The organism is Streptomyces sp. NPDC033177 (assembly GCF_055577715.1).
The window spans coordinates 363,778-380,638 of the sequence record NZ_JBVIPS010000007.1; the positions used below are offsets into that span (position 1 = coordinate 363,778).

General features: G+C 69.1%; 15 protein-coding genes. 3 read left to right on the forward strand and 12 right to left on the reverse strand.

Annotated features, from left to right (window positions below; translation table 11 throughout):
* Positions 1 to 26 precede the first annotated feature (26 nt).
* From ACZ5U5_RS25445 to ACZ5U5_RS25485, 9 genes are all read right to left on the reverse strand, one after another.
* Positions 27 to 782, reverse strand: coding sequence for a class I SAM-dependent DNA methyltransferase (locus ACZ5U5_RS25445; protein WP_469025712.1), 756 nt, complete (start codon positions 780 to 782; stop codon positions 27 to 29).
* Positions 783 to 830: 48 nt separating this feature from the next.
* Positions 831 to 1,652: a nuclear transport factor 2 family protein gene (locus ACZ5U5_RS25450; protein WP_469025715.1), complete on the reverse strand. Its 822-nt coding sequence runs from the start codon at positions 1,650 to 1,652 to the stop codon at positions 831 to 833.
* 69 nt (positions 1,653 to 1,721) lie between these two features.
* Positions 1,722 to 2,303 carry a hypothetical protein gene (locus tag ACZ5U5_RS25455; RefSeq protein ID WP_469025718.1) on the reverse strand — a complete coding sequence of 194 codons (582 nt, stop codon included), beginning with the start codon at positions 2,301 to 2,303 and terminating at the stop codon, positions 1,722 to 1,724.
* Positions 2,300 to 4,105 carry an alpha/beta fold hydrolase gene (locus tag ACZ5U5_RS25460; RefSeq protein WP_469025721.1) on the reverse strand — a complete coding sequence of 602 codons (1,806 nt, stop codon included), beginning with the start codon at positions 4,103 to 4,105 and terminating at the stop codon, positions 2,300 to 2,302. Before ACZ5U5_RS25460 ends, ACZ5U5_RS25455 begins: the two co-directional genes overlap by 4 nt.
* A gap of 231 nt (positions 4,106 to 4,336) precedes the next feature.
* Positions 4,337 to 4,543, reverse strand: a complete 207-nt coding sequence (locus tag ACZ5U5_RS25465; RefSeq protein ID WP_365820849.1) for a hypothetical protein — start codon at positions 4,541 to 4,543, stop codon at positions 4,337 to 4,339.
* 42 nt (positions 4,544 to 4,585) lie between these two features.
* Positions 4,586 to 4,777, reverse strand: a complete 192-nt coding sequence (locus ACZ5U5_RS25470; RefSeq protein WP_469025724.1) for a hypothetical protein — start codon at positions 4,775 to 4,777, stop codon at positions 4,586 to 4,588.
* Between the two features lie 183 nt (positions 4,778 to 4,960).
* Entirely contained in the window at positions 4,961 to 6,400 is a 1,440-nt protein-coding gene (locus tag ACZ5U5_RS25475; RefSeq protein ID WP_469025727.1) for a phytoene desaturase family protein, read from the reverse strand.
* 302 nt (positions 6,401 to 6,702) lie between these two features.
* Positions 6,703 to 7,311: a response regulator gene (locus ACZ5U5_RS25480; RefSeq protein ID WP_469025729.1), complete on the reverse strand. Its 609-nt coding sequence runs from the start codon at positions 7,309 to 7,311 to the stop codon at positions 6,703 to 6,705.
* A 3-nt stretch (positions 7,312 to 7,314) separates the two neighbouring features.
* Positions 7,315 to 8,550, reverse strand: a complete 1,236-nt coding sequence (locus ACZ5U5_RS25485) for a sensor histidine kinase (RefSeq protein ID WP_469025731.1) — start codon at positions 8,548 to 8,550, stop codon at positions 7,315 to 7,317.
* 521 nt (positions 8,551 to 9,071) lie between these two features.
* Between ACZ5U5_RS25485 and ACZ5U5_RS25490 the strand changes: the two genes are divergently transcribed.
* From ACZ5U5_RS25490 to ACZ5U5_RS25500, 3 genes are all read left to right on the forward strand, one after another.
* Entirely contained in the window at positions 9,072 to 9,743 is a 672-nt protein-coding gene (locus ACZ5U5_RS25490; protein WP_469025734.1) for a helix-turn-helix domain-containing protein, read from the forward strand.
* A 136-nt stretch (positions 9,744 to 9,879) separates the two neighbouring features.
* Entirely contained in the window at positions 9,880 to 10,383 is a 504-nt protein-coding gene (locus tag ACZ5U5_RS25495) for a hypothetical protein (RefSeq protein ID WP_469025736.1), read from the forward strand.
* Positions 10,383 to 11,603 (forward strand): MAB_1171c family putative transporter, encoded by a 1,221-nt coding sequence (locus tag ACZ5U5_RS25500; RefSeq protein WP_469025738.1) that lies wholly within the window; start codon positions 10,383 to 10,385, stop codon positions 11,601 to 11,603. Before ACZ5U5_RS25495 ends, ACZ5U5_RS25500 begins: the two co-directional genes overlap by 1 nt.
* Here the strand turns inward: ACZ5U5_RS25500 and ACZ5U5_RS25505 are convergent.
* From ACZ5U5_RS25505 to ACZ5U5_RS25515, 3 genes are all read right to left on the reverse strand, one after another.
* The gene (locus ACZ5U5_RS25505) at positions 11,568 to 12,422 is read right to left on the reverse strand and encodes a YhjD/YihY/BrkB family envelope integrity protein (RefSeq protein WP_469025740.1); all 855 of its coding nucleotides are present in this window, start codon (positions 12,420 to 12,422) and stop codon (positions 11,568 to 11,570) included. The two genes, ACZ5U5_RS25500 and ACZ5U5_RS25505, sit on opposite strands and share 36 nt — an antisense overlap.
* Before the next feature lie 85 nt (positions 12,423 to 12,507).
* Positions 12,508 to 13,944, reverse strand: coding sequence for a hypothetical protein (locus tag ACZ5U5_RS25510; protein ID WP_469025742.1), 1,437 nt, complete (start codon positions 13,942 to 13,944; stop codon positions 12,508 to 12,510).
* Positions 13,931 to 16,807: a peroxidase family protein gene (locus tag ACZ5U5_RS25515; RefSeq protein ID WP_469025745.1), complete on the reverse strand. Its 2,877-nt coding sequence runs from the start codon at positions 16,805 to 16,807 to the stop codon at positions 13,931 to 13,933. Before ACZ5U5_RS25515 ends, ACZ5U5_RS25510 begins: the two co-directional genes overlap by 14 nt.
* Between the last annotated feature and the right edge of the window lie 54 nt (positions 16,808 to 16,861).

Sequence of the window (16,861 nt, forward strand, 5' to 3'; positions counted from 1 at the left end):
GTGCTGCTCGCTGTACCGGCGGTGGCTCAGGCGCTCTTCGTGTACGTGGTCAAGAACATCGGGTACTGCTCGGTGCAGGGGGAGAGGTTCCAGTCGGCGTAGCGGCCCTCGGGGGTGAGTCCGGCCGCCGTGGCGTATCCGTCGACCTCGTCGGGGGTCGTGAGGAGCGCGAGCTCACTGCCGACCCGGGTGCTGCCGTCGGACTCGTACCAGATGTGGGAGCACTGCCAGAGCTCGGCGGTGAGCGTGGAGTGGGTCTGCAGCCCCGTTCCCGGCTCCGGGTAGGGCGTGAAGAGGGTGGTGCGCTGCCGGCCCTCGTGGAGTGCCTCCACCGCGGGCCTGTTGCCGGTCTCCACCACCAACCTCCCGCCAGGACGCAGCAGTTCTGCGGCACGGCGCACCGTCTCCTGCTGGTCCTCGCGGCTGAGCAGCATCGACAGCGTTCCGCACACCACGTACACCAGGCCGTAGGTACGGGTGTCGGTGTACGTACGGATGTCCGCGTGCACGGGGACGACGTGTTCGCTGCCCGGGGCGTCGGCGAGTTGGGCGAGCATCTCCGGGGACGAGTCGACCCCCGTCACCTGGGCGGTCTTGTGGGACAGCGGAATAGCGATGCGTCCGGTGCCGACCCCGAACTCGATGGTGCCTGCTTCGGGGTCGGGGTGGAGTCGGGCCAGGGTGTCCGCGGTGGTCTGCGCGTCGGCACCCTTGGGAAAGATCCGGTCGTACCACTTCGCGAACTGCGCGCCGTAGCCGATGTCTGCAACTGTGCTGGTCATGACGGGGCTTCACTTCCCATGGGTGGTGTCCGGGGGCTGTGGCGCGGCTCAGGTGGGCCAGTAGCCGCTCCGGGTCTGCATCACGGAGCGCAGGAGGCGGACGCGTCCGTCGTCGGCGAACTCGCCGAAGGTGAAGACCTCCATCTCGCCTGCCTTGCGCCCGCCTTGCGAGGGCACCATGGAGTAGCGGGCGGCGAAGCGGTTGCCCTGGGTGAGCGCCGTGTGGACGTCCAGGGTGTAGTCGGGTCCCTTGTCGCGGGCCGCGGCGAGGGACTGCAGGGCCGCGGGGCGCTGCATCGACGTGCCGTTGATGTACTGGACGGAGTCCGGGGTGTGGAACCGGTCGTAGGCCTCTTCGAGGGGCACGCCCGGGTCGTTGGCCAGCTCCGCGAAGGTCGTGAGGTAGGCCGCGGGGTCCGTCGGCACGCCGCTCGGTGCGCCGGCGGACGCCGCGTCGCTGTCCCAGGTCGCGGTGTCGGAGCTGCCCCAGCCGTAGGTCGACCGCGCGGTGGTGACGGTGGACGCGACGCGTCCGTCGTCCGCGAGGTCGGCGAAGATCACCGCTTCGGTGTTGTGCCGTACCTGCATCACCAGGGGCTTGCTGATGGTGTAGCGGGCGGCGGCACGGTTGCCGTCCACCACCGCCTCGTGAATCCACAGCTCGTACGGCGTCTGGTCCGCCCGCCACTGCGCGAGGTTCTTCAGGGCGCGGTCGCGGTCGCGCTGCTTGCGGTTGACCACGTGCACGGCGTCCGGGACGTGGTAGCGGTCCCAGACGTCTTCGAGGCTCTGCTCGGAGGCGAAGGCGTCGGCGGTGTAGGTGCGGAGGTAACCGACGAAGTCGTCGGCGGGGATCGGAGCGGTGGTCATGGCGCGTTCTCCAACACTGGTGCTCGGTGTGGCGGTGGTGCTCGGTGTGGCGGCGGTTCTTCGTGGTGCTCAGGCCGCCGCGAGGTGCGGACCCACCCTGCGCATCGGGGTGTACGGGGAGATGAACAGCGGCTCGGGCTCCTCGCTGGTGTCGTGCCCCGCGGCGCGTACGACCGCGAACTGGAAGCCCTTGACGTTCGCCTCACCCTGCTGCTCGCGGATCGTCTTGCGGATGAACTCGGCGAGTACACGGTAGGAGGAGGTCTTCTGCACCTCCGTCGCACCGGCCTTGGTGGCCTGTTGGAGGATGGCGGTGCACAGGTCGAACACCGACTTCTCCGGGCGGCGGGTGGCGAACCAGAACGCCTGGTACATCCGGCGGGGTTCGATCATGTCGATCTCGCTCCACTCCGACGTGCCGCCCGTGTGGTCGAGGGTGCGGTAGACGTAGTGGAAGTCGTGCGTCGCCGGGTTCGGGGCGAAGAACTTCCAGTTCGGGATGAACGAGAAGAGATCCTTGGAGCGGACCCGGTCGAACGCCGGGTGCGGGTGCTGCGCGGCGACGGTCGCCACCAGCATCCCCGCGCCCATGACGCGCGCCATGGAGCCGGGACCGGTGAACGTGTCCTTGAGCAGGGTTGTCGGCTTCACCGCTGTGCTCCTTGTCCGTCGACGGCGGACTCGCTGTGCGCGTCGCCCGCACCGTGCTGCAGGAAGTCGGTCATGTGCTGCACGGTCTTGTGGGCGTACAGCGCATTGGTCAGCAGGGAGTCGTGGTCGGCGCCGTCGACGATCTTCACTTCGCCGCCCTGGTGCACCCGGACGAGCTCGTTGTACATCAGGAGCTGCTCGGGGTCCTGGTCCACGGTCTGCTGGGCGGCGATGATCAGCGCGGGCGCCGCCACCTGCGGCAGGTCACCGTCGAAGGCCCTGAAGTCCTTCTCGACCGCGGCCCATTCACGCCTGCCGGCCTTCCAGAGGCGGGCGTCGGTGTACTGGGCGAACACCTTGTCCCGGTAGTTCGCCGGAAGCCTGTCGAGCCACGCGGGGCGGCTCATGAGGATGCCGGTGCCCAGGGAGAGGTAGCGGGCCGCGTGCGTGATGGTGTCGTTGAGGTCCTTCGCACCGTCACTCTGGCGCTCGGAGCGCTGCAGTTCGGCGGGGTGGGACGGGTCCAGGTAGACGAGGCCTGCGACCCGGTCCGGGATCCGGGCCGAGACCCGGCGGATCAGCTCTCCGCCCAGGGAGTGGCCGACCAGGACCGCCTTGCGGTGCGCGGGCACGGTCGCGCGGATCAGGTCCTCGAGGTCGTCGACCGACTCGTCGAGGACGAAGGGCGCGTTGGTCCGGCGGAGGCTGCCCGCGTATCCGGCGCGCGCGTAGGCGACGACCGCGTTGTCCGAGTCGTTCACGAACCGCTCGGTGATCCAGGCGAAGTGCTCGGACGTCGAGGTGAGTCCCGCGCAGAAGACGAGCACCGGGGAATCCGTCTCGTCGTCGCGGCCGCCCGTCTCGTACATGAGCTCGTTGCCGTGCCGGGTGACGAACTTCCGTGACGTGGGCCAGCCTTCGAGGACCACGGCACGGCGCTGGGCGGCGACCGCGGTGGCGACGGCGACGCCTCCGGCGAGAAGCAGGCCCGCGGCCTTCACCGCGCGGTCGTCGCGGCCCGCCACCAACGGGTGCGTCTTGGGGGCCGTGGTGTAGGCGACCATGGGGTGCATGGCCGGGAAGGCCGTCATGAAGCGGCCGAGTCCCATGACGAAGCCGTTGGCCACGTGGAAACTTCCCGCTGCCGCGATCATCGGGCGGGTCAGCCTGCCGCCGGCGAGATACACGACCGGGAAGAGGCATTCCATCGCGAGCACACTGTGCTGAACATATTTCGCGGTGCGCGGATAGCGCTGGGTGAGGCGGTAGGCGCTCTCGAACCCATAGGTACGGGTGCGCATCACTCCCGGCAGTGCCGAGCCGTCACGCCACTTCTCACCGATGAGCTTGACCCAGCCGGACGCCGCGTAGGACAGGCTCGCCTGCATCGCCACGTACCAGAGGAACGCGTCCTTGGTCTGTGGACTTTTCGAGAGGCGGGCGAGGCCGTTGGCGGTCTGCACCAGGTTCGCCACCTGGTCCGAACCGTCCGTGCCGTAACGGTGGCGTGTTTGCAGAACGGAGGTGGAAGCGGTGAGGAAAAGATTTCCGGCCCCGCGCCACCGACTGTTTCCCGGAAGGAGGAGCCCGGCACTCACGGCGGCTCGCGCGACGTGTATCGCCACCGTCACCTTTTTGCCGCTCACGGCCTCGGTGAGTTTACGAATGGCCAGGTTCTTGGTCTCCGGAGCCTCCTTCATGATTTCCCAGTCGTTCAGGCCACCGGGGTCCAGCTGCTTGTGCTGGTGAAGATATTCGAGGGAGGAGGAGAGAGTGGTGAGCGCGGAGAGTCGCTCAGACATACCCAGGGCACGGTCCCGGGATATCGGCACCGGAGAGAAAAGCGACGAGACAAGCTTCTTCATTCGTCTCACAAGATGTTCCTCACGACTGAACCATGGGTGAGCTAATATCTGAAAGTTGTCGGGCCGCGATTGCGGCGCGGCCCGACAACTCGCCTGGTGCTCGCAGCCGTCACGCTCCGAGCGGCTTCAGGAGCCCACGCTCAGGTCAAGGGCTGCTGACGGTGTTCTCTACTTGCCGCCGGCGCCGGCGGCGCGGCCGAGCTCGTACGCGCCGACGATGGTCGCGCCGGCCGCGAGGCCGCCGCCCGCGTACGGGCAGGTGACGAGGACGGCCGGGGTGAAGGCGACCGGCATGGTGCGGGTGACACGGTCCTGCTCGCCCTCGGTCAGGGTCGGCTCCGTGATCGAACGCACACTGTCGATGATGTGAGTCATTCTGATCTCCTTTTCGAAGATGCTCGGAAAGCCTGGCGGCCTTTAGTTGACGACGCGGCCGGCGACGTACGCGCCCACCGGGACGGTGAAGGCGACAATGCCGGCCGTGATCTTGACGGTGACCGGGACGGCCACGGCCGGGGTGGCCATGACGGGAGTGCCGTCGGCGTTCATCAGACCCTCTTCGAGGGAGCCGAGCTCCTGCTGGTTCATAAAGGCAGCAATCTTGCCCATGATCCATTCCTCCTGTTGATGTAAATCGAGACGTCGGGGTGTTTGAATCGTCGCCGATTGCATCGCTGAGAAATTCCGGAATGGAACCACGATCGATCAACTCCCCGTTACCGGCACCACTCTATGAGAACTGCAAAACTTTTCAAGCCTTGTTGTGAAATTGGTGATGACATTAGTCATGCATTACGCGCTGACCAGTGACGGCGGGGTTCGGATGTCGTATTCGTTGCGCAGCGCGGAGAGCGCGGCCAGATAGCCGGACATCCCGTGCACGCTGGGCCCCGGGGGCGTGGAGGCCGAGCACAGGTACAGGCCGGGCAGCGGAACCTTGTACGGGTCCCACTTCACCGCGGGACGCAGCAGCGACTGACGCAGGGTCATCGCCCCGGCACCGATGTCGCCGCCGACGTAATTGGGGTTGTACGTCTCGTAGTCGGCGGCGCTCACGCCGCGTGCGGCGATGACGGTGTCACCGAACCCCGGTGCGTACTTCTCGATGCGGCGCCGGACGAGGTCGACGGGATCCCGCCGGTCGCCGTTCGGAACGTGGGCGTAGGCCCAGACCGGACGTCTGCCGCCGACAGCCCGGCCGGGATCGGTCGCGGCGGGGTCGACGAGGAGCACGAACGGCTCGGGGTCCTGGGTGCCGCGTACGGCCGCCGATTCCGTACGGAACATGTCGGCGCGCGTGCCGCCCAGGTGGACGGTGCCGGCCCGGCCGGTCTCCGGGTCGCTCCATGGGATGGGTCCGGACACCAGGAAGTCGACCTTGGACGCGCCGGGCCCGTACCGGAAGCGTTCCAGGGACCGCCGGTAGCGCGCGGGCAGTCGGTCGCCGGCGAGCTGGAGGAGCCCTTTGGGGCTGGTGTCGAGCAACACCAGGGGTACGTCCCCGAGTTCGCCGAGGTCCTTGACGGGCTGTCCGGTGTGGATGCGGCCGCCGTGCGCGGTGATGTCCGCGGCGAGGGCGTCGGCGATGCGCGCACTGCCGCCCCGGGGCAGCGGCCACCCGGTGGTGTGCGCCAGGTGCCCCAGAAGCAGGGCGACGGCGCCGGCGGCCAGCGAGGGGAGTCTGCCGACAGCGTGCGCGGCGACACCCGTGAGCAGGGCTCTGGCCCGCTCGGCACGGAAGGGCATTCTGGTGGCGTGGGCGAGGACTCTGGGCGCCAGGAGCAGGGGCGCCGCCAGGTCGTCGGGGATGCCGCGCTGGCCGGAGAGGATCAGGTCGACAACTCCCTGGCTGTGTGCGGCGAGCGGGGCCATGAGCCGGCGCCAGCGTTCGCCGTCCACGCCGAGTCCGGCACTCGTCTCGGCGAGGTCGCGGTGGGCGAGGACGGTGTCCTGCCCGAGCAGCGGGTGGGCGTAGGGGATCTCGGGCTGGAGCAGGTCGACGCCGCGCGCGGGCAGGTCGAACTCCCGGAAGAACCGGGACGCGGCCGCCATGGGGTGCACGGCCGCGCAGATGTCGTGCACGACGTCGGAGTCGAAGAGCGGCTCGGTGCGCAGGCCGCCACCGATCGTGTCGCGCGCCTCGTACAAGTCGACGCCGAGACCCGCCCGCAGGAGTGTCACAGCGGCGGCGAGCCCGTTGGGCCCCGTACCGACGATCACCGCATCCGGCATACGACGCTCCCTCCTGCTGGTCTTACGGAGGGCTCGTAGCGGAATCTCCGTCGGCCACCCGCAAGGGATACAAGCAGCACCAAAGCGCCTTTGTCATGGCGCAGTTCGCAGCGCCGAACGGAGCCCGCTCTGCTGGATGCCTGACATGTGCCACGGCTCCGGCATGACGGATGTCATCGTGATGCATGCCGCAGTTGCCGCCCTGGCCTGCGAATTCGCCGCGCAAAGAGGACTCGCGGACATCGCAACCCGAGAGAATGTGACCGACGCCACGCAAGTAAGCGTCGGAACAAGCCTGTTGATCAGAGCCAGCCCTTCTGGCGGGCGACATGGGCGGCCTCGTGCCGGTTCGCCGCCTGCAGCTTTCCGGCGATCTTCGAAAGGTAGTTGCGTACGGTTCCGGGGGTCAGGACCGCGCGCCGCGCCACCGTCTCTATGGGCGCCCCGTCCGCCGACAGCGCCAGGATGTCCGTCTCACGCCGGGTCAGCGGAGACTTTCCCGCCGACATCGCCTTCGCAGCCATCTCCGGATCGACATAGCGGGCGCCGCGATGAACCGTCCTGATGATGACGGCCAGCTCTTTCGCGGACGTCGTCTTCGGCACGAAACCCCAGGCTCCCGCCGACAGGGCCGACGCCATATATCCGGGCGCCGTGTGGGAGGTGACCACGACGCACCGTATGGAGGGCCGGGCATACCGGAGCTCCCGGATGACGCTGATTCCCCCCTTGTCGGGCATGCTCAGGTCCAGTACGCAGACGTCCGGAACGAGCTTCCTCGCCATCTCGGCCGCTTCCACGCCGCCCGCCGCCTCGCCGATCACTTGCAGGTCTTCCTCAGCCGCCAGCAACGCGGACAGCGCCCCCAGGATCAACTTCTCGTCGTCGGCCAGCAGAACTCGGATCCGCACCCCTCACACCTCTCGTGCAAGGGGGACGGTGACCAGGAGGCGGTAGGTGCCATGGGGTCGCGGTCCGTGCTTCAGGCTTCCGCCCAGCGGTGCGACGCGCCGCTTCAACCCGTTCATGCCCGTACCGCGAGCCGCTCCGCGGTCCCTTATGTCACGCACACCGTCGTTCACCACCCGCAGGACGCACTCCCTCTCCTCCCCCACGCCGGACACGGCCAGGGTGAACGTGCAGACCGTGGCCTCGGACGCGTGCCAGACAACGTTCGTGGCCGCTTCCCGCACAGCCCAGCCGAGTACTTCCCGCACCTCGCGGGGCAAGCTCGGGCCGCACCCCTCGTCGATCACGTCGCACCGGATGCCGAACGCCTGGAGCAGGGAGCGCGCGCCTTCCAGCTCGTCGTCGAGCGACGCGGTGCGTACGGCGTTGACCACCGCCCGCAGCTCGCTCTGTGACGCCTTCGCCAGCACCTGGACCTCCTCCATCTCCTGCAACTTGCCCGTACGTGCGACGAGTTCGGACTTGAGGGCGATGATGGCCAGGTGCCGGCCGAGCGTGTCGTGCAGATCGTGGGACATCCGCAGCCGCTCCTCGGCCACCGCGTGCAGGGCGGCCACGTCCGCGGCCGCCTCCAGCCGGGAGATGACGGACACGGGTCGCATCAGGCTGCGGACGGCGATGATGACGGTCAGGCAGATCCCCCCGGCGATCAGTGCCGAGGTCGCCGGGTCCGGGCTGACGGCGGCGGACAGCGCAAGGCACGTGGCACCGGTGGCCAGTTGGACGCGCGGCGACAGCTCGGCCGCGGCGACGGCCGCGGGCACGACGGCCACCCCGGAGAGCGGTACGACCTCCGCCCGCGTGAAGGCACCGGTGTAAGGGAGGAGCCAGAGACAGGCCGGCCACACGAAGGCGGGGGCGAGCAGGGCCAGTGGCGGGAACGCGTAGCGGCATCCGGTGCACACCGGACGCAGCAAGGCACCCAAGTGGAGGGCGTACAGGACGGACACGAACCCAAGTACGGGGTGCGGCTCAGGCATCTCCGCCAGCACGACGAAGACCAGGAGGGGTGCGGTCAGGCAGACGACGAGGCCCTGTCGGGTGTGTCTCTCGAAACGCTCGGCATCCTGGCGTGTGGCGTTCAGCTGCGTCGGCTCCAGCGGAGGCCGACGCGCATCCCGGTCGAAGAGCGGGGTGAGCGCGAAGGAGGGGTACGGACCGGACTCGGACGTGGGGGGCAAGTCAAGCCTCACAAAATAGGTGCATCACGCAGGTACAATTCGCCCGGCGAGGGGCGAAGCAAGGATCAAGAGCGCACCGCGAAGAGGGTGCGACCACCGTGGGGGGCATCGCGACTCACGGACCGCCCGGACGCGGCAGGTGCGGCGTGCGACTCAAAGAGGCTCTAGCGCTTGGGTGGAACACCGGGCGGGTGGGAGGAACACCCGGCGGGCGCGCGGCCGTTGGCGATGTCAGGCGGCGTGAGAAGCGCACCTCTCGGCACAAGAAGCCTGCAAGTACACATGAGAATCCCCCTGAACATGCCGTGCTGGAGGGTGTATCCGCCCGATCAGCCGTTCGCACCGAATCCTCACTGGCCACCCGCACAAGTGTCAACTATTAATGGCACCCTCATGAAGCTCTCGAAGTCCCGCCCGGAAACGCCCAGTTACTCCCGGATGACCGAGTGGCCCGGTGCGGCTTTCGAGGAGCCTCTAGACTCCCCAGGCCTCTACGCCCTGGGCAGACAAGGAGCTTGGCCGTGAGTGATGGTGGTGATGAGCTGGCTCAGCGCGTGGCGGTGCGCCTGGAGCAGCTGTTCCAGAACGTCGTACCCGCCCGGCTCGGCCGCCCGTGGACGAACGAGGAGGTCGCGGCGGCCACGGGCGTGCCGGTGGCCCGGATCGTCGGCCTTCGCCGCGGTCGACCGCTCGAACCCCTGCACCGCGACCCCGCGCAGGAACACATCTCCGCACGTTTCACCGACCGGCTCAACCACTTGCTGGCCCAGCGCGTGGACGAGCGTGGGCGGCGCTACTCGCTGCGGGCGGCGGCCAGGGCATCGGGGATGTCCTCGACGTATCTCGACAAGCTGCTGGAAGGCCAGAGCCAGCCCACGCTGTCGAAGCTGGCGCCGCTGGCCGCCTTCCTCCGCGTGGGCATCGACGCCCTCCTGACGGACGACCTCGGCTCCGTCGCGCACCATTTCGGGGTGCGCCGCGAGGCCCTCACCTACGACAGCAGCGAGCCGGTCGCCATCGAGCTGGAAGACACCCTCAAGGCCCTGGCCGCCTATCGCCGCATCTCCCACAATCCCGCCGCCGCACAGATCGCGTTCCGCATGGCCGGCCTTCCCCCGGGGCAGGCGTCAGAGGTCGCCGCCGTGATCGAAAGCCTGCTCGCGGAGCCGAGCCCGCACGACACCACCTCATAGCCCTCGCATCACACTGGCAAACAGGTTCAACGACCAGGAGAATGCGCCACCGTGTCCGAGAACGGTCAGGTGGTCATAGGATCACTCGCACGTGGTCCTGACCAGACCGCAAGCGTCGAAACACTACGGGGGCACCATGCGAATCGGCCGTGAACGGCGGCGCGCGATCCGGCTCATCCGGGAACTCGATCTTCCGGAATTGCCCGTGCTGAAGGACGTCGTCGAGTCGGTGGCGCGAGCACGCGGCCGACCGGTCGAGGTCCATCATCGCCGGCTTCCCTCCGGACTCACCGGCTTCTGCGCGCAGTTGGCGAACCGCGACGTCATCGTCATCGGCGACAGTGCCTCGCCCCTGAACAGGATCCTCACGGCGTGCCATGAACTCGTGCACCTGTGGCGCGGGCACACTCCGGCCCAAGGCGCCCTGTTCGACAGGGCCACCGTGCGCACCCTGCTGCCCGGGATTCATCCTGACGTCGTCCGCGGGGTCCTGATGGGGCGCTCCCACTACTGCTCTCCGCAGGAGCGGGAGGCGGAAGTGGTGGCCACCCAGTTGGTCACCATGCTGGACCTGAGGGCGGATCAGATCGGCAACGCCCAGCTCGCGGCCTCTCTGGCGCATCGCAGAACCGGTGTCTGATGACGGTCCTCAACACCGTCTATGTCACCCTCTACTTCTTCCTCGGTGGTCTGTCGGTCATGACGGCAGCCAGCAAGGTGCTCGCACTGCGCAACAACTCCTCACGCTCTCTGAGCATCCTCGCCTGGGGCACCCTGCTGGCGGCGGGTTCCTTTCTGCTCATGTATCCGGCCGTCTACCGCTGGCTTGGAGCCGTCTCCGGCATCCCCACCTTCGCCACGCTGCTGATCTACCTCTGCCTCTTCGGCTTCGCCGTCAACTCGCATGTCCTGGTGCGCCTTTGGAGTCGGGACCAGAGCAGCGTCCGCCCTCCTGGGCCGCTCGGTCCGGTCCGCCCGGCCACGCTGTATCCGCCGCTCGGCATCGCCATGACCACGCTCTACTTCCTGGCCGCCTTCCGCTACCCGCAGGACTTGGGGGCCGGGCGCATCACCGTCGACACCCACCCCTTGGTGGTCTACTTCTTCGCCGTCACCTGGGCGTCCATCGCCGCTCCCCTGCTCGCCACCGCCCATGAGTGCGGCAAGATGCGCCAGGGCCACCAAGACGAACATCCCTCGATCAGCCACGGGTTGCGCGCGGTGCAGATCGGGGCGCTCCTCATGGGCGCGTCGTTCGCGCTCAAGCTCCCGCCGCTGACGGCCAGTTCCTTCGGCGCGCATCACATCGGCATGCTCCACCTCGGCGTGCCCCTCCTGAGCGGCGCGGGCACCCTTCTCGTGCAGTACGGCTACCTGGCGCCGGCGCTGGACGCCTGGATCGAGGAGCGGCGTGACTTCCGCACACTCCACCCCCTGTGGGAGCTGACCATGCAGGCCAGCGATCCGCGCCTGGCGCTCGCCCCGCCGGGCCCCCTCACGGAGAAACTCGCCCTGAACGTCACGACGTGGTACCTGCCCCGCCGCATCATGGAGATCTCCGACGCCATCCACGCCCTGCACCCCTGGATGCGACCCGAGCCCGCGGACGGCGTCCGCCGGTCGGCGCCCGCCACCACTCCCCCGCCGGACCTCACTGCCGCGTGCACGGCCGCCACGCTCATCGATGCCATCGCCCGCAAGCAACAGGGCGTTCCACCCCGGCCGGACGCCCCCGCGGATCCCCTGCCCTCGGTCCCGCCGGCAGAGGAACGGGCCCATCTGGTCCGCGTGGCCACCGCACTCCAGCACCCCGGCAGCCGGCCGTCAGTCCGATCCGTCGGCCGGCAGCACGCGCCGTAGCCGCCGCTCATGGACGAGGCGGCCCACCAGTGCCCCGCCGTACACGACGAAGCCCACGCCCACCAGCCAGGACTGCAGGATGAGCACGGTGCCGAAGGGGCCGTACGTCACCGCGTTCGAGGCGATCAGTGGCGAGAAGACGAACTGCGAGAAGACGCGCAGCCCAAGAAGCCCGAGAGCGGTCAGCACGGCCCCGGGGGCCAGGGCCCGCCAGCGGATCCGGCCGCAGAGCAGCAGTCGCTGTGACCACCAGAAGAAGAGGAACACGCCGATGGTGTCGCCCACGGTGACGAGAGCGGTCTCGGCCGCGGACGACTCCTCCGGCGCGGGCATGGTGACGAAGAGCAGCAAGAAGAACACCAGCACGGCCAGCCAGACGACGTGCCGCCACATGGTGTGCCAGCGCGCCGACGGCAGGCCCCACGCACGTTCGTAGCCCGTCTGCACGGCGGATCCGAAGGTCACGCCGAACGCGGCCAGCGCGGCCAGGCCAAGTGCCGTGGTCCGTTGCAACGCCCGCCCCGGCACGCCGAAGAGCTGCTTGATCTCTTCCTCCGGCACCTCGGACACCCCAAGACCCTGCACCAGCCACCGTGCGAAGCCTTCTCCCCTCGCGAGATCGGCCGCGGCGACCACGACCAGCAGCGGCACGAGAGTCAGGAAGCTCAGCGCCGCGAAGCCCATGGCACGGTGCATCAGCTCCATCTCCCGTCCCCGGTTCCAGACGAGCCCGGCGAACGACGAGGACGTCGGCAGGCGGCGGTGGAAGCGCGGGGATCGGCGTCCGTCACCCGGCGGCGTATCAGGAGCTGAGGGCATGCCAGGTCGAATACCCGCAATCCCCATGAAACCAGCCGCACGTACCGCCGAACGAGCGCACCGACCTCATGGATCGCGGTGGAAATCAGGCCTGAGGATCACGGGCTCCGTCCCACAGACCCCCGTGGCGGCGGTGGGCCGGGGTGAGGCCCTGCGTGAAGTACTTGTCGTAGTACTCGTTCTCCACGTGGTGGGCCTGGAGCCAGACCCCGGGGACGTGGATCGCGTCCGTGTGGGCAGGGAAGCGGCGATGCGTCCGGAGGATGTACGTGCAGATGTCGCGGGCGCACTCGATCACCCGCTCCTCGTACTCGCTCGCCTCGGCGAGATAACGCCGGCCGTAGTCCTCCCGGTAGATGCGGCTGAAGACGTCCTTGTCGCCGTAGACGCCCCCGGGGCCGAACTTCTCGCGGATCACCGCGTCCACCGCGTCGGACATCGACGCGAACGCGGGCGGGCACATCGCGGAGATCAGCTGCTCGCCGCCCGGCCCCTTCAGGCCCACCGGGTGCGAGCGCACGTTGGCGTACTTGGGGAGCGGGATGTGCCAGCGCCAGATGTCGGCCGGGCGCCAGCGCGGGGTGACGAAGGTGAAGCCGAGCATCCTGCCGTAGGCGCGGGAGAACTTCGGGTCTCCCAGGGCGATTTGGGGGTTGATGGACGCGTGGATCCAGGCGCCCAGACCCATCGCCTCCGCCACCAGCATCAGGTTCTGGAGCAGCAGGTCGGCCTCGATCTGGGTGCGGAGCGGGCCGAGGGCCCCCAGCGGCAGCTTCAGCTTCTCGTTCAGGAAGCCGTTCTTGATCCACTTCTGGACGCCCGCGGGGCGGTAGAAGTTCCGGTCGTCCACCAGCGTGGGCCGCGCCCCGTCCGGCTGCGTGAGCAGGTACATCAGGGCGTTGATGTACTGGTGGGAGAGGTCCACCACCGGGAAGAGGACCGTCGTGCCCGGCAGGTTCGACAGGAAGCGGTTCGAGTCCAGGTAGGCGGGGAAGTCCCGCAGGCCCTCCGCCACGTCGAGACGGTGGTCGAGGACCTTGACCTTGGCCTCCCGCGCGCGGGAGGTCAGCGTCACGTCGTCGAAGGGTTCCTCCGGCGCCGGCGGCAGCTTCCTCAGGTAGTACGTGCCGGTGTCGTTGATCAGGAAGAAGTGCGTGCCCTGCGCGTTGTCGGGGCTGCCCGCCGTGCGCCCCGCCATGGTCAGGTTCGGCTTCGCCATGATCGGTTTGCCGTTGCGCGGGTCCTCGAAGGGACGGTCGGGCATGGTCAGCCCCGTACAGCCGGTGAGGGCGATCAGGACCGCCTCCTCCAGCTCGGTCAGGGGCTGCGGGGCGTTCTCGGAGACGTAACTCATCGACCCCGCGGGGACGGTGGCGCCGCGGCTCACCCGGTGGGTGCGGCGGCGCCAGACCGTCTCCAGAAGGGGACGTACGAAGAGGTCGGCGAGCCCGGGGTGGCGGCCGTTCGCCCGGCTGCCGGGCCCGGCCTCACCCAGTGGCAGCCCGGCCTCACCCGGTGACATCGCTGCCCCCGTCCCGCACCGGCTTGACCTGCCGCCAGGGGGCGAACGCGCTCGCGTCGCGGGGCAGCAGACCCGCGAGGTCCGGGGCGTGGCGCTGGATCACGGACTTCATGCCGCTCTTCTCGACCCATTCGATGCCGAGCGGCGTGTAGATCTCGGGGCGGTAGTCGACGGTCAGGAAGCGGTCGCTCTGCAGGCGCCGGGTGGCCATCAGGATGAAGATGCGGAAGGCCGTGTCGCTGAAGCCGAAGCCGGTCGGCGGGTTCTCGGCGAACAGGCCGACGACGGTGTCGATCTCGTCGACCGAGCTGTAGACGTCCTTGAGCCGCGCGACGGTCTCGGGGTCCTGGCTGAGGTCCTCGAAGCGGCGGATGCGCGGCTTGTGCAGGCCCGCACGGAAGTCGTTGTAGCGCGGCACGCCCCGCCTGCGGGTGCGGACGAGGTCGACGACCGACAGGTCGATGATCTCGCCGTCGCGCTCGAAGCGCTGGAGCGCGCGCGGGAAGTTGTTCAGGGTGATCGCGCCGGGATGGGCGATGCCCAGCGAGTAGAGAGTGTCGGCCAGGCCCGTCTTGCGGATGGCGGCCTCCGCCGCGCCGCCCTGGATGTCCTGGAAGGTCAGGCTCTCCAGGCGCTGCCCGAAGTGGTGCTCACGCATCACGTAGTCGTCGGGGACCAGCGGGTGCATGCGGTAGACGGTGACGAAGTCCTCGGTGAGGGAGTACGGCGCCGCGTGGTGGTCCGGCAGGGTCTTGGGGATGCCGGTCAGCGAGTGCGACTCCAGGAGCCACAGGCCGAGCTTGTTCAGCCAATTGCTGGGCGGGCCCTCCCAGTTGGTGTGCAGGCCGAGCTTGATGGCCTCGGTGGCGAGGATCGCCGGGGTCCACTCCACCGTGTGGATCTTGGCGATGAGGGCGGAGACGACCAGACGCGCCGTGTGGTAGACGCTGTCCTCGCTCATCGCGGGGTACTCGCGGCGCAGGGCGGTGCAGACCGCGTTGTGTTCGCGGGCGAAGAGCGTGTGCATGGCGCTGAGGCCGAGCCACCAGCTCTCGTTGAAGCCGGTGAGCGGGATGCCGTTCTGGCCGGTGGGCAGGTGGCCGTCCTCCAGGCGCAGGTCGGCGCTGCCGTCGGCCTCGCGCAGGAACCTCGCGGTCTGCTCGTCCGCGCCGTACACCTCGGAACCGTCCCACCAGTGGGACGCCGTGTTGGCGAAGAGGATCGGCGGCTGCCGGCCGGGGAGCTGGATGCCCTCGTTCTCGGCGAAGCGCATGACGTTCTCGGGCGGCCCGCCGGGTGTGTTGTGCCAGGTGCTGCCGGGCGGCAGCGGCACCTCGACCGACTTGGTGCCTGTCGGGTAGCGGCCGTGGTTGACCCAGTCGTGGACCTGGAACTGGATCCAGGCGGCGGCCAGGATGTTGAGCGAGGTCGCGGGCACGAAGGTGTCGCGCTGGAGGAGCGTGCGGCTGACGGTGACCGGGTTCGGGGTGTCGAAGAGGTCGGGCCGGTAGTCGGGCTTCAGGTTGCGTCCGAAGGCGGCGCCCACGGCTCCCATGGAGGGCGCGGAGAGGTCGTTGTACGTGCCGTCGTACGACCGGGCCGTACGCAGCCGTTCGTCGACCGGCGGCGGCACCCGGACGGCCTTCGGCGGTGCCTCGTGGACGTCGGTGTCGATGAGGTTGAGGCGCCGGAGCACCTTGCGCAGGAAGACCAGGTTCAGCAGGCTCGCCTCCAACGGCAGCCTGTACCACGGCACATAGCGGTTGAGCGCGCCGAAGAACCGGCCGACGGGGATGCCGAGGACGGTGTTGCGCAGCGGCTCCCCGGTGGTGAAGCGCAGGCCCTGGCGGTGGGCGACGCTCGCTTCGTACGCGGCCTTGCGGGCGCGGTTGAGATTGCCGAGGGGGCGGAACGCGTCGGTCGTGTACCAGGGGTTGAAGGCGAGTTCCTCGACCCGGCCCGCCGCTGCTTGCGCGTCGGCGGTGGCCAGGTCCTGGCGTGGCACGGTGAGGCGTGCGACGGGCACCGGGGGCGCGACGTTGTCCTTCCACTCCACGGAGCCGTCCTCGACGGGCGTGCGCTGCTCGTTCACGTACCGCTGGACGCACAGGTCGAAGACGACGTCCGACGTGATGAGGCGGTGCGCGAGCTCCCTGTGCAGGAAACCCGGGTCGCGGCGCTCGGGCTTGGGGTCGGGCGCGCGGCCCACGACGGGACGCAGGAGGTAGCGGACGGGGCCGGCCTCGCCCCAGAGGATGGCGCCGCGGCTCCAGTACGTCTCCTTGGCAAGGCTGTCGACCTTGTGCCGGGTGGCCGCCTGGATGTTGCGCCGCATCCGGGTCGCGGTGGAGAACCCGACGGCGAGCGGGAGCTTCACGAACAGGCCGAAGGCCTTCTGCGGCGTGGTGTTCGCACCCGCCATGGCCTTGGCGAAGGCCACGAACTCGCGGGCGTCGCGGGCGTGCGACACCGGGAAGTTGGTGGCAAGGAGGTCATGGCTCTCCTCGTCCGACACCGTCACCCGCACGGCCACGCCCCGAAGATCGGCCACGGCGTCGGGCTGCCGGGTGCCGCCGGCGTTGGAGAGCCGCACGGTCGCCGCGTACTCGGCGCCCGGCTGGGCGAAGCCGCCGCGCAGGGCTTCGGGGAGGTCTTCGTGGAAGGTGAGGCGGGCGTTCTCCACGCCGAGCGCGGGTTTCGCGTGCTGGGTGCGCGCGAGTGAACCGGCGTCGCCAGTACGCCGGTTCTTCGCCTGGACCTTCATGATCTCCTGGGCCAGGCGCTCGAAGAGGCGGTGCTCCGCCTCGGGGCTGCCGCCCACGTAACGCTCGTAGGTCTGCTCGTACTGTCCGGTGTCGGCCATCAGGCGCTTCCTTCGCACGCAGGCGTACGGGACGGGTGGGCTCGGCCCTGTCCG

Coding starts and splice junctions, on each gene's coding strand:
- ACZ5U5_RS25445 (WP_469025712.1), bottom strand. CDS start 782: ATGACCAGCACAGTTGCAGACATCGGCTACGGCGCGCAGTTCGCGAAG.
- ACZ5U5_RS25450 (WP_469025715.1), bottom strand. CDS start 1,652: ATGACCACCGCTCCGATCCCCGCCGACGACTTCGTCGGTTACCTCCGC.
- ACZ5U5_RS25460 (WP_469025721.1), bottom strand. CDS start 4,105: ATGTCTGAGCGACTCTCCGCGCTCACCACTCTCTCCTCCTCCCTCGAA.
- ACZ5U5_RS25465 (WP_365820849.1), bottom strand. CDS start 4,543: ATGACTCACATCATCGACAGTGTGCGTTCGATCACGGAGCCGACCCTG.
- ACZ5U5_RS25470 (WP_469025724.1), bottom strand. CDS start 4,777: ATGGGCAAGATTGCTGCCTTTATGAACCAGCAGGAGCTCGGCTCCCTC.
- ACZ5U5_RS25475 (WP_469025727.1), bottom strand. CDS start 6,400: ATGCCGGATGCGGTGATCGTCGGTACGGGGCCCAACGGGCTCGCCGCC.
- ACZ5U5_RS25495 (WP_469025736.1), top strand. CDS start 9,880: ATGCGAATCGGCCGTGAACGGCGGCGCGCGATCCGGCTCATCCGGGAA.
- ACZ5U5_RS25500 (WP_469025738.1), top strand. CDS start 10,383: ATGACGGTCCTCAACACCGTCTATGTCACCCTCTACTTCTTCCTCGGT.
- ACZ5U5_RS25505 (WP_469025740.1), bottom strand. CDS start 12,422: ATGCCCTCAGCTCCTGATACGCCGCCGGGTGACGGACGCCGATCCCCG.
- ACZ5U5_RS25510 (WP_469025742.1), bottom strand. CDS start 13,944: ATGTCACCGGGTGAGGCCGGGCTGCCACTGGGTGAGGCCGGGCCCGGC.
- ACZ5U5_RS25515 (WP_469025745.1), bottom strand. CDS start 16,807: ATGGCCGACACCGGACAGTACGAGCAGACCTACGAGCGTTACGTGGGC.